The organism is Colwellia sp. SU-HH01217, from assembly GCF_057543495.1.
On record NZ_BAAJLX010000003.1, the window covers coordinates 254,063 to 267,364 of the forward strand.

The window sequence follows — 13,302 nt, forward strand, 5'->3', positions numbered from 1 at the left end:
TTACTCTTAAATTAATAGTTTATTCTATGTATGAGTTATTGGGTGTTATTGGCTAATTTCAAGCCTGAGTATCGTTTTACTTGAGCATGTACGCCTTGTTGCCAAACACCTGTTGTACTTGAAATACTTAAATACTTTTTAGCTCGGGTAATACCTGTATATAAAAGCTCTCTTGAAAGTAATCTATTATCACTTTGTTTAGGAAGTATCATGGCGACATGTTCAAATTCACTGCCTTGAGTTTTATGAATAGTCATCGCGTAAACCGTGGTATATTGAGGAAGCCTTGAAGGCATGATCCACTTTAACTCGTCATCTGTGGATTCAAAAACAGCCATTAAATGACCCGAATCATTAAGCCACATTAAACCTATATCTCCATTGTACAAGCCTAGCCGATAATCATTTTCGCTGATCATAATAGGTTGAGCATGATACAACACCTCGACATTATCGATAAAACCTGTATTTTTCAGTACAGATTTAATTTTTTCATTTAACGTTTCTACACCAAATTCTCCTTGGCGAGTGGCACATAAAAAACGAAATTTTGCCAAAACAGTAAAAGCTTGTTCCACACTATTGCACTTAAATAGTGGCTGATAATACTGTTTAACTAATATAGCTAGCCACTTTTCCATATCATCATCTAATAATGACAGCTCTGACAATGATTGTTCAGATTCAAACTGTAATAATTGCCAACTTTGTTTAGATTGCCCTGCGATAACAGCTTGGGCTAAGCGCCCTATACCACCCTCGCCATCAAAACGCCTACTTTTTGTTAAAAACACTACATAATCGTTGTTTACATTTTTCGATTGACTGCGGCGTTTTGTAAACAAGGTTTTAAATTCGCTTTTCTTGGTAAAATCATCGTTAACAACGTCAGTTAAATAAGCTAAGTTACTTGCGCTATATCCAGAATGTGGTCTGGGGGCAATATCAGCTAAAACACTACCGACAGCCACAGATGGCAACTGATCCGCATCACCTAGCATAATAACTTTAGTATGCTCTGGTAGCGCTCTAAATATGCGAGTCATTAACGCTAAATCCACCATAGAAACTTCGTCGATAAGTAATACATCTACTGCGAGAAAGTTATCTTGATGGTGTTTAAAGTTGGGGTTATTAGGAATAACACCAAGTAACCGATGAATAGTTTGGGCATCGCTTGGAATGGCGTTTAATACCTTATCGTCTATGTGCCCTCTAAAACCATTTATTGCATTAACAATAGACTCAGATAAGCGCTGAGCAGCTTTACCTGTGGGAGCAACTAAAGCTATACGAAGCTGAGTTTCACCTTCTTTACTTTTTACATTGTTTGCTTCATCAGGTTTACGCTCTAACATAAGTAATGCTGCTAATAGCTTAATAACCGTATACGTTTTCCCCGTTCCTGGGCCGCCTGCAATAATACTAAAATTTTTATTTATAGCATTGGCTACTGCCACTTTTTGCCAATCGATATTGTGCTCATCATGTTCTGGAAATAACTGATTAAGACAAGTTTTAATTGTGACTAGCTCATCACTACTTAATGATTGGTTGATCAATTTTTTATCAATATATCCTATCAATTCTTGTTCAAATTCAAAATATCGTCTGATATATAACGCATCATGATGCAAAACAACTAAATTATGATCCGAACTTAGCACAGCAACATTCGTCAAATATTGTCTGATAATTTCAAAACTGGGCATTTCAAAACCATGATGAGTCACTAAACCAAGTTCGTCACTCTTAAAACCAACTCGTTGATTAGCAATACTCGCTAGTGGCAAGCAACTATGTCCACTGCGTAAACTTTCACTTAACGAGACTAACACATGAAAAATCGTACTAACTTGGCTCGCGTTAGCACTCTCATGGCAATCAATCCCCCTAGTGTTTGACAACAGTGCCTGAGTGACTTCTTTAGCAAAAAAGTAATCAATAGCGGTTATTTCTGCAATATTTTTCTGAGCCAGATTAAAACTCGAATAGGTATTGTCACGCAAAAGTTGTTCAATCATTGCTTAACTCCAACGTATTTTTGGTGCTTTGAGTCTGTTTGCCACTAAAAATATCATCAAGTTGATCAAGCTCTTCAACAGTAATCTTTCGGTAATACACGCCTGCTCCTTGGTGAGAGTGATCATCAGTCATACCTCGCAAATAAAAATAGTAAATGCCACCAAAATGCAATACTGGGTCATAATCTTCAATGGTATGTTTTAAATGCCTATGTAAAGCCAAACAATAGATAAGGTATTGTAAGTCATAATAATTACTTTCAATATTTTCTCGTAGATTAATTTTTTGGTAATCGTCAAACCTATCCCCTAAGTGGCTCGACTTATAATCACAAACAAAGTATTGCCCTTGGTGCTCAAAAATTAAATCGATAAAGCCATGCATCATCCCTTTTAATGTTTGATAATTAGGAAGTTGCACCATTGGAGAATGCTTTAATTGTGCATCGCCACTTCGACGATGAGCAGTTAACAGGCTCGATAATCGCGCGCTACTCGCAGATTCCATAGGAAAATAAAATTCACTCTCTCTTAGCGTTTTAGTTTCTACAATATCGGCTAATGTACAGTTAGCCTCCGCTAAAGGAGCATGTAACACTTCATGTAACCAAGACTGTAGATCTTCTTCGGTAAAACCTGCAGCAAGTTCGCCATATTTCACTAAAGGGTATTTCATGCTCCCTTGCCAATCGGCTTGGACAAAGTCCGTATTTTCTAAAATATCATGCAATAAGTTACCTGTATGAGCGCCTTTAGCTAAAATAAACCTTAAGGTGTTGCTAACAAGGTTTGTCTCTTGGTGCTCAACCTTAATTACTTCAATATCTCGATCCGGCGTCGATACGCCACCATGACGTAAATTTTTACTCAGTGCTGAAAATGAGCTTAGCCACCAATCACGTTCAATGTGACCTTTAAATTGAGCAACTTGTGGTATTATTTGTTTTGCTAAATAATTATTATGAAGCGATTCGCTGAGATTAGCAGTTTCATCGGCCTCATCATATTCAATAGTTAGTAAACCAATTTCATTTGGATTATCAATGGTTAAGTGTTGTAAGCTTTCACGTATAGATTGTTCTTTTCGCCACTTAAGCGTTAACCCTAATGGAGATTGATGGTAGTTTTCAAAATCAGCAGTCAATAAGTAACATTGTTGTTCAGCCCGAGTTACCGCAACATAAAGCAAACGAATACTTTCTGCATAAGCTTCTTCAGCCATCGCTTGTTTAGCTTCTATTGAACCATCTAAACTTAATATCAGTTTTCTTTTTTGCAGACTTGGCTGACTCGTTTCAACAAGTTGATGGTATTTAATAAAATTAACCGCACTACTGCCAAACCTTAAGGGATCCTTAAATCGCGTCACAAATGGTACAAAAACAATGGGATATTCTAAGCCTTTAGCGCCGTGTTGAGTAACAATACGAATAAGATCGTCATCACTTTCCAAACGAAGCTCAGCTTCATTTCCAGTATTTTCATCCATGATTTGTTGTTCAAACCAATACAGTAGCTCTTGTGGTTGCTTGTGACGACCACTAGCAGATTGTAGTAATTCAAATAGATGCAATAAATTAGTTAACACTCGATCTTGATCGTCTTCACCAATATGAAAATGTTGATGCATTAATTTTAATGCCATTGAGATAAACCCTTTATTGAGCCATTCATCTCGGTAGGCAGCAAAACTAAATTTTAAATTTTGCCATGCCAATTCATCACATTGTAATTGATAAAGTTTATCAGCCGTAAAGCCTAACAAGCCACATGCGAGCGCTGCGGTATACCAACGTTCATTTTCAACAAACAAAATCCCCTTCAGTAATGCGAGCATTTGTTTGGTTTCACGACTATGCAATAAATTGGCTCGGTTACTTAAAAATACAGAAGCAAGTTGGTGTTGTTGCAACGCTTGTTTGATTGATTGAGCTTCGGTGCCATCACGCACTAAAATTGCAATATCTTGTGCTTTAAGATGAGGGTCAGCATTAAATAGTCGAATAATTTCGTTAGCGCACCAGTTTGCCATAACCGAACGAAAACTTTGTTTAACTCCGTTTTTTGCAGAGTCATTCACTTCATCAAAGTGGACAAATTGCAATGCTTTATTACCGTCAATACCTCGATTGGCATTAGGCTCATCGGTTTTGGCTGCCTTTACTGGTAAATATGGAATATTGTAACCAAAAACATCTCCAGGAGCTTGATTTAGCGTATTTCCATAAAACAATCGATTATAACCAGTAACCATAGCGGGTGTTGAACGCCAATTTGTATCCATTAACCACTGATAATCACAATCTTGTCTTGCAGCTAAATAGGCAAAAACATCCCCACCACGAAAGCCATAAATCGCTTGTTTAGGATCGCCAATCATGTAAAGCGTTGCTTGAGTGCTATCTAATGCTTCAGTGTGATAATAAATCGCTTTTAAAATAGAGAACTGCAACGGGTCGGTATCTTGAAATTCGTCAACAAGTGCTACTGGATATTGCTCGAGTAGCGTTGTAGCTAACTGTCGTTTTTGTTCATCCGTAATGTGCTCTTGCGAGGTATTAGCATTTACGGTTAAGCAGTTTGCTAGCGTGGTGATCAAATCATCAAATGTTAGCATGTTCAACTTTTGCTTTTTAACACTAACAGCTTCACGAATGGTATATATCCCCTCGCGTACAATCTTAAACGCCATCGCTTTGCTAAGTTGGCTTGATAATGTTTTTACTTGCTCTTTTACACGAGAAACGTTAGAAAATATTTGTATAATTTCATTTTTGAACGCTGAACGACCATAACGCCTGCCGTCAATAAAAGCATCGGGCATAGCACCTAGCTGGCTTTTAACACAAACCTCGACAAAATCATCAACCGAGGTTAACGAAATCTCTTTTAGCCAAGTTTTTAATTCAATCAGCTCCTGCTGACGTAATTCCCGATCTTGCCCTTTTTTAACATCTACTAAGTAAGTAATTAATGATTGCTCATTGGCGTCAAGATCATCATAAGCAGCCTTAACAAGTTGTAAAAATGAGCTAGCGATATTTTCTACAGGCAATACATCTAAAGCATGATGACTCGCTATTGCTTGTGAGAAATGAGATAAAAATTTTAATGGATCCGACCAAAATTGTGCCAATAATAGAAATTGTTCGGGTTCATCTTGCGCTAATATACGATAATAATCTTGGCATGATTCAACAACTAATTCTTGGCTGTCAGCTTCCATAATGGCATTAAAAGGTAAACCGCTAGTAAAAGCATGTTCGGATAACACTCGCTTACAAAAACCATGAATGGTAAAAATTGCCGCTTCATCTAAAAATAACAATGCTGTTTTTAATAAGGCTAAAGCTTCATTAGTGGAAACTTTTTTGGCAATTTCAATGAAAAAGCTATCTTCTTCGATTAAAGTCGACCAGTGCTGAATAGCTTCACGGATAAAGCTCTCTATGCGCCCTTTTAGCTCTTCTGTTGCATCTTTAGTGAAAGTCATCACTAATATTTTTTCTACCGGTAAACGGCGCTCTAATAAAAGCCTGAGGTATAAACGAGTAATGTTAAAGGTTTTTCCGGTACCCGCACTCGCTTCAATTAAATGCTTTCCTGATAAAGCAATTGTTTGTGCATTTAAATTTTGCATCTGCATTAGCTAACTCCTTTAGCAGACTTTGCTTTAACAGGCTTAGTGGCTTTAACTTTAATTAAAGCTTGGTACAAGGGTAAGTATATTTCGGCAAGTGCGTGTTCAATACTGGTAAATTCTGGGCATAATGGCCAAAAATATTCCATATAACTGTCGCTGCCTAAAGCAAAAGCCGCATTCGGATCTTGCCATAGCTTTTCAAAGTCTTGCTGGCTAAAAGCTTTCACTGCCTTTTTAGCTCCAACATGTGCCTTAAACGCTTTATCGGCGATCTCTCCATTGAGCAATAATGGCTTTTGTTGGCCGTTAAAATAATCCGTAATGAGTTTAACAAGCTGCACTTCTGACTCTGGAATTTGGTTAAAAGCATATTCAGTAATTTTCTGACTTTTAGTATCAAAGAAAAAACCTCGAGTACTACTAATATGATGGTATTCTGCGGCAATAACATTTTGCTCTATAGCCACTTGTACGATTAATTGATGTAAATACATCGTCATTAAATCTTTCGGTTTCGCGGTACTGCTGCGATAAAAAACAAGTTGCCCTGCTTTTATTGGTAGTTTTGCCGTAAGCCGACATTCAGTCTCACTATTTTGTCGATCGGGTAACATAATTTTAATATCAACATCAACCATGTCTGGATTATCGGCATTTTGCGCAATAATCGCTTGGCTAAACGATACACTCTCATTCTTCCAGTTCTCAAATATTCCTGCTGTGGTTGGTAAATCGGGAAATTTCCCCTTGAGTGTCGCAATTTCGAGTACTTGCGACATTTTTTGTTCAATAGCCTCATCACTTCTTTCAGACAATAAACATTGAGTTAACATAGCTTGTCGTAATAAATAGCTTTCTAATCGGTCGACATTAAAAGGCTCGGCGTCTGTTAAGTTAATTGTTTTTTGATCTAAATATAAATTGAGATGCTGTTGGGCAAATACTTTGGCAGGGTGTTGAAAGAATGCAATAACTTGTTCTGCCGCTACGCTCATGGGGTTATCTTTAAAAGCGTCTGTCTTTGTTATATTTATTGCTAAGTCTTCCAGTGCCTTTTCAGCCGAGTGCTGATAAGTTGACGATGTATTTTGCTCGTTAAGGGGATTTTTTAGTTTAAGCCACTTGTGATCAAAACTGTTAAATTTACCTTGATAGTTTTTATCACTAAACGCCTGCATGGCTAATTGACGTAATTGACTGTGTTCACCTTCAAATTTCCACGAAAAGCCTTGTACTAAATAATCCATGAGTTCTTTTAAAACTAACGAAGCCTCTTTGGTTTTATTCGATTTAATATTTCGCCCTTGGTAACTTAAATACAAGGATTGGCGGGCTGAAATTAACGCCTCAAGAAATAAGTAACGATCATCCCCTCTGCGTGATCTATCACCAAGCTTCGCAGGCGTTCTTTGCATTAAATCAAAACCTAATGGCTGACGCTGACGCGGAAATTCACCATCATTAAGTCCTAAAACAGCAATCACTTTAAAAGGAATACTACGCATAGGTAACATCGAGCAAAAAGTCACTTGCCCAACCATAAATTGTCGACCAGGATCTGGTTGACTAAAATGGTTATTAAGAAAATCTCGAACAATTAATAACTCGATTGCTTGTTCAAAGTGTGCGTGATGGCAATATTCAACTAACGAAGAAATGGCTTGATCGATAAGTGTAAAACTTTGATCGCTTTCACTGTCGAATAACTCATTGATTATTGATAATAAATAGCTTTGCCATTTTTCAGCTGTACGCGGTTTATTTAACTGTTGCGCTGAATACTGTAGCTGTTCAATAATTAGCATAAGCTTGCCTAGCAACTCAGCTTCATCTCCTTCAATAGAAGCGATTAATAGCTGCTCTTGGTAAACAGTATTACTTTGGCCAAAGTTATCACCATAAGCAAAGCCGCGTAACAGTCTTGATAAACCCTGTTGCCAAGTAAAGCTACTATTCGTATGTTCAGTTTGTAAAATTTGCTGTTTGTGATTTTGATCCAGCCCCCAATGAATCGAAGCTTGTTCTAACCATAAGGTAATTTTAGCTAATTCATCTAAACTAATGCCAAACTTGGCTTGCATGGCAGGCAGGCGCAAAAAGGCAATAAGTTGAGAAACTGAAAAGCGACTGTCGGGTAAGTCTAGAATATCGGTAAAAGCAGCAATAATAGGCTCAGCATCAATGCTACTTCTGTCAGCAATAGAACAGGGCAACGGGGGAATTTTATCGCCTATAGATTGCCAACCTCGAGCAAACACAGCATTAACAAAAGGAGCGTAGCTCTCAATTTGTGGGCACATAACCAAAATATCTTTCGGGGTTAATGAGCTGTCTTGGTTAAATTGATGTAACAACCAATCATGTAAACCTTGTATTTCTCTTAAAGCGCTATGGCAGCTGGTAATAGTAATCGAGTCGTCTTGAATATTAACAGGTGATTCTCGTCGATCAGTTAATGATAAAATGTCTTGTTGGAGCTGTTCAAGTACCGTACTTGATTGTATATCTGCTTGAGGCTGTTTAACGTCATCTTCGTCAATGCCTTCAAATAACTCAATATTAACACTACTGTAATTTTGCAAAAGTGCCATAAATTCACGCCCTTGCTGACCAAGGTTGGCTAATAGTGGGTTACCAACATCTTTACTAAATTCTTGTTCAACATTGGTTATTGTTGCTTCATTTGTATCTTCAGACTTCGGCTCCCCTTCAATCCAACGACTAATTGCTTTCGCTGCTTGTTTTTCACTTACAATATCTCCCCAATAGGCGTAACAGGGATTAAGGTGAAAAAAATGAACGTCAATATGTTTACTTAACGCATGGATAAAATCTAGCCACATAGGCGCCATGGCATTAATACCAAAAAATGAAATTCGCTCGGGCAATGTTGATTTTTTTTCAGCGATATTTGCAATAGCATCTTGCATTAACGACATTGGATTATAGGGCTGTTCTTTAATTAACAATTGCCATAATTTGGCTTGCCAAAGTGTTAGAGCTGCTAAATCGTTATTGTCTGTTGTCTGGGGATTGTCAACAAATGATTCGCGGATTGTTTTTCCTTGGTGCCAACCATTAATCCACTCAGGTCTAAAGATCAGGTACTGCTCATATAAATCGGCTAATTGTCCGGCAAGTTGATAACGTTTAAGAGACGCTTGTTCATCATTACCCTTGGTATGATTACTTGTTTGATTCTCTGACTTCCAATACTGAGTTGCTTGGTTAAAACTATCATCTTCAACAATAATAGTACTACCTAACAAGCTGTAAATCCGCCAAGTTAACACTTCTCGGGAATAAGGAGATTGATCAGGGATGTTTTCATCAGAAGCAAGGCTACGCATGAGTTTCCATAGAAACTGAGCCGGTAACGCGTAACGTATATTCATACTAATACCGCGCTGTTTAGCTAACGATAGATTAAGCCAGTGTTGCATTCCTGCATTTTGAACAACAATGGTTTCCGATGAAAAAACAGGAAGCGGAGAAACGTGTTGAATTTTGTCTAAAAGTACTAATAAATTTTCCATTTTATTAGCAGGATATAGATAGATCAAAACGGTGCCTTAATAAGAAAAATATCTAGGTAAATTTAAGCACATAGCAAACATTAACACTAGCGATATTAATGATTTTTCCAAGCAAGGAAACCACTTAACTTTACAGGTTAAGTGGCTTATTTTTGAAAAGATTTAAGAGAGTTAGCTTGATTAATAATTCAAGCGTTGTGATTAAAAGTGATGGATAATTACGAGTAACTAGCAAATAACTAGCGAATAAAATCTAAGTGTTGTTGATAAAACTCACCAAGTATTGGCACCAGCTTTTCATGACCTTTAATTGCGTAATAGAGACCAAATCCCCACGCGGCTAATACTCCAAGATTGAGTAACCAACCAATTAAAGGAATAAAAGATAATAAACATCCTGTCACGATTAATCCCAATGACTGTCTTAGATGAAAACTTGATAAGCGTGACTTGTGATGACCATAAACCACTAAAGCAATTAACCAACCAATTAGTGTTAAATAGCTAGTTACTGCAACAAATTTTGCTAAGTCATAATCTGTTTCATTTTCCGTTCGTTCTCTGGTGTTCGTGCTGTGATGATAATGCATAATTTCACCTTCTCATTGCAAACGTTGACGTTAAATTTAACTTTAATTTTATGAAACCTTACACCACTAAAGTTACACCTAAATGACAGGATCAACAAGATCCTTTTATTGAGTAATTACTCTTTTAAAGGGCTAAATAACATTATAAATAATTGATTTATTAGCTATAAAAGCAACAAAGATCAAAGATAAATATTTAGATCTTTTTTATCATCTCCCTTAATTAAGTATTTGCGGATCCATCTTGTTTTCTACTTAAAGTCGAATTAAAAGCGGCTGCTATTGGTTTTCAGCGAGTGATGAGTTTTATGTTTTTCTTATATTTTTCTTTATAGTCGATAATATCGATTTCATTTTCTGCAAGTACATCACCTGCTCTTTTTGAGCCACCTGTTGATAATTTAGCTGTGTAAAGCAGTGATTAAAAGCTGCTAACTCACGAGCTAAATGAGGCAGTTTTTGACTAGCTACTTGTGAAAAATCACTAGCAGACATAGCTAAAGGTTTATCAATATGATGAACAGCAAGTAACGTAATCAATTGATGGTATAAATCTAACCAAGGCGTTTTATAATGGTGAGTGATCTTTCTTTTACTCAACCGAGCAAATAACCAAATAATTAAGACCATCGAGATAAAACTCAAACCAATAATTGCCGCTGTTTTCCAAGGTTTTAATTGACCAAACCATCGAGACATTAAATCGTATTGTTTTCTTGCTGAATAGCCAATAACCCAACGTGTCCATTGGTAATCTATAGCAGAAAATTGTAGGCGTATGGCCTTAAATAAAGCCAGATTTCGATAACTGGTAAAATTGAATAAACTGTCATTTAAACTTGCTTGTTCTAGCAATAATTCGTCAGATAAACCATTTTCAACTCGACTCGGATCAACTGCTGCTGTTGGATCAACCCTATACCAACCAATACCTTCTAGCCATATTTCACTCCATGCATGGGCTTCGTATTGATAAACAGCGTAGTAATCTCCATTTGGATTATACTCCCCGCCTAAATACCCCGTAACCATTCTTGCAGGGATCCCTGCTGCTCGCATTAAATACGTAAAAGCGCTGGCATAATGCGCACAAAAACCTTGCTTGGTTTCAAAGTAAAATTGATCTAATAAGTTTTCAAATAAAACAGGCGGCTTTAAGGTATAGAAGAAAGTTTGCTCTCTAAAATTATCTAGTACAGCCTGCGCAAGCGTTAAATCATTTTGATAAAGCGCCCTGAGCCGATTCGCTTCATCGGTTAATTTAGGGTTTGAATCTTTAGGGTAACTAAGGTTTTGTTTGCGTGTCGCTTCATCAAGTACTAAATCCAGTGGTACTTGCATATAGCTATCTACTCGATAACTAATAGCTTGCCTGATTACTTCTTTAGTTCTTAGGGTAAAGTCGGCCAACTCAACAAAAGCGCTTTGATTTTCTTCTAACGCGCTAATTTGCGCAATATCTAAAGCGAATAACCATTGTTGGTAGCTAGGTTGAGCAATCACTTGATAACTAACCGACTCTGCTGAGTTCGCCTGAGCTTTAGTGACTTTTGTTATCAGCGTGTTTTCATTAATGATGTCTTTGCTTTGACGCTCACTAAAAGCAGACCTTTGCCACATACGCCCATCAAAACTGTCTAATACTAATGCTCGCCAATACAACGAAGAGTAATTAGGCTTTTCATCTTCAAAGGTTACTCTAAAAGCTAATTCATTAGAGCGTGCTAAATTGGCAATATCACCAGGGCTTACCTGTTCAGATAACCCTGTTGTTGCCGACTTTCCTAACGGTACTTGCCAAAAAGGCGCAAGTCTTGGGAACACAATAAAGAGGATAATTGCCAAAGGCAATGATTGTAAAATTAGCTTACCGCTGGTGACTAAATTGCTTTTAACACGTTGATATGGTGAAAAATAATGTAACAACAAGGAAAAGTTTATCGTTAAAATAATCGCAACTACACTTGCAAATAATAATGATTGATTAAAAATAAAAGAAGTTGCAAGAAGAAAAATTCCGAGCAAGATCAACTGATAGAAGTCCTTCCTGCTTTTTAACTCCAACGCCTTTATTGCATAAGCAAAAGACAATAAATGCAACATAGCCACTAACAAGCCTAGTTGTTTCGCCACCAGTGCAATTGATAAACAGCCACTCAGAGCAAATACAGTCACTAACCAAGGTTTGCTTATCTTACTGACAAGCTTATTTTTATTTATCAGCAATAACCGCCAAACCAATGCAATAACAATAAAGCTATTCATCCACAAAGTAAGCTCTGAACTTACCAGTATCAGGTTAAGTGTTTGACAACATAATAATAACCAAGTCGTTGTCGTTGCTAACGTAAATGTCTGCTTATTTACTACTTTATTGACTTTTGTGGATGCTTTATTTTTAAACATAACGATTAACTATATTGAGCCAGCGCAATTAAACACTGTTGTTGATGGCGGCTCCCCTGCGAAGGTGATATTTTTATGGTGCCTAAATCAATACCATAATCATTGCCTGCTCGGTCATACTCTAAAATTAAAAAGCACATGATTTCCAATTTAACTTCAAGGGCCGTACTCGGCATATTGGCTAAAATAAGCCAACAAGGTTGACCTTGATTGTCTTGATAATGCTTTGTTAATTTACCTTGTCCTTTCGCATATTGTTTCCAAGCAATACGAGACAAAGGCTCTCCTTCTTTATAGTTTTTTAGCTCGTAAAAATCATCATTCCCTTCATTTACTGTTTGTTTATTCAATAGAATATCTTCTGATAGCTCTTCATTTGTCTCAGTGGAAAAATAAGACGATAAAGGAACTGTCACCTGTTTAGGGTGAGGATAAGCAATCGCTTTAAAATCGAAATCCAAATGTGTCCATGTGGTAAACAAACCAAAGCAATACTCACTAGATATTTTTAGCCTACCGGGTGATAAATATCCTCGTTTGTCAGCGAAAAAAGGAATGTTAACGCTTAAATCGTGATCAGATAACTCTGCTATATGCTCTGAAGTTAAGTCGGTTATTGTTAATTGGTTTTTATTTTTAGTCGCAAACGATAAGTTCAAGGCATATCGTTGATAGCTATCAATACGTTTAGTTTGCGTGACAGATGCTGCAGAAATTACTAGAGGAAAATAAATTAACTGCTGAGAATAACCATAGCTAGGCTTGGTGGTACTAACCTTTATTGTTAAACCTGATAAATTATAAAAACTTTTCAGCATTGCACTAACAAATAAACTTGCTAAAACATAACTTAACAACATAATGATATTATTTTGATAGTTAGTGGCTAATAAAAACAGAATCAATACAAAAAACAAATAGCTAAACCCGAAAGCGCTCGGAAAAATAAAGATATTTTTATTACTTAGGGTATGGTGAGTCGCAGAAGGGATCCTTTTACTTAACCACCGATTAAATCGCCTAGAAAAATAAGCGCTAAAGCGGTTAATTAATGCGTTATTCATTGACCTGCCCATTATTTTTACACCAAACGCTCATTAATA

The 13,302-nt window shown here is 36.9% G+C and carries 6 protein-coding genes; all 6 read right to left on the reverse strand.

Translation table 11 applies throughout. The features are described from left to right. Window positions 1–35 precede the first annotated feature (35 nt). The 6 genes from recD to AC27G3_RS06100 all read right to left on the reverse strand — a co-directional run bounded on the left by recD (window position 36) and on the right by AC27G3_RS06100 (window position 13,263). A complete protein-coding gene (gene recD, locus AC27G3_RS06075; protein WP_487119744.1) occupies window positions 36–2,024 on the reverse strand; it encodes an exodeoxyribonuclease V subunit alpha in 1,989 nt (662 codons plus the stop codon). Next, on the reverse strand, window positions 2,017–5,670 hold the full coding sequence (gene recB / locus AC27G3_RS06080; protein WP_487119746.1) for an exodeoxyribonuclease V subunit beta: 3,654 nt from the start codon (window positions 5,668–5,670) through the stop codon (window positions 2,017–2,019). Before recB ends, recD begins: the two co-directional genes overlap by 8 nt. Then, window positions 5,670–9,230, reverse strand: coding sequence for an exodeoxyribonuclease V subunit gamma (gene recC / locus AC27G3_RS06085; protein ID WP_487119747.1), 3,561 nt, complete (start codon window positions 9,228–9,230; stop codon window positions 5,670–5,672). The genes recB and recC overlap by 1 nt, the downstream gene beginning before the upstream one ends. Window positions 9,231–9,442: 212 nt before the next feature. Continuing rightward, window positions 9,443–9,793 carry a DUF4870 domain-containing protein gene (locus AC27G3_RS06090; RefSeq protein WP_487119748.1) on the reverse strand — a complete coding sequence of 117 codons (351 nt, stop codon included), beginning with the start codon at window positions 9,791–9,793 and terminating at the stop codon, window positions 9,443–9,445. A 306-nt stretch (window positions 9,794–10,099) separates the two neighbouring features. Then, window positions 10,100–12,199 carry a transglutaminase TgpA family protein gene (locus AC27G3_RS06095; RefSeq protein ID WP_487119750.1) on the reverse strand — a complete coding sequence of 700 codons (2,100 nt, stop codon included), beginning with the start codon at window positions 12,197–12,199 and terminating at the stop codon, window positions 10,100–10,102. Window positions 12,200–12,204: 5 nt separating this feature from the next. Continuing rightward, the gene (locus AC27G3_RS06100) at window positions 12,205–13,263 is read right to left on the reverse strand and encodes a DUF58 domain-containing protein (RefSeq protein WP_487119752.1); all 1,059 of its coding nucleotides are present in this window, start codon (window positions 13,261–13,263) and stop codon (window positions 12,205–12,207) included. Window positions 13,264–13,302: the final 39 nt, after the last annotated feature.